General features: G+C 69.7%; 1 protein-coding gene. It reads left to right on the top strand.

The window, feature by feature from the left end:
- Positions 1–386, top strand: a 386-nt coding sequence (locus RM609_RS34325) for a peroxidase family protein (RefSeq protein ID WP_311616603.1), incomplete at both ends; no start/stop codon positions are given.

Raw genomic sequence — 386 nt, 5'->3', positions numbered from 1 at the left:
CACCATGGGTCTGATCTACGTCAACCCCGAGGGTCCGCAGGGCAAGCCCGACCCGATGGGCTCCGCGCACGACATCCGCGTCACCTTCAGCCGCATGGGCATGAACGACGAGGAGACCGTCGCCCTGGTCGCCGGCGGCCACACCTTCGGCAAGACCCACGGCGCCGGCAACCCCGAGCTCGTCGGCCCCGAGCCGAACGGCTGCCCGGTGCACGGCAACGGCCTGGGCTGGATCAGCCAGTACGGCACCGGCAAGGGTGCCGACACCATCACCAGCGGTCTCGAGGGTGCGTGGACCCCCACGCCCACCCAGTGGGACAACACCTACTTCGAGATGCTGTTCTCCTACGACTGGGAGCTCGGCGAGAGCCCGGCCGGCGCCAAGC

Origin of the sequence: Streptomyces hesseae (assembly GCF_031845785.1) — a bacterium.
GTDB classification, from domain to species: domain Bacteria; phylum Actinomycetota; class Actinomycetes; order Streptomycetales; family Streptomycetaceae; genus Streptomyces; species Streptomyces hesseae.
The sequence above is the reverse complement of the archived record's forward strand: the minus strand, read 5'-3'. Positions and strand labels throughout refer to the sequence as shown.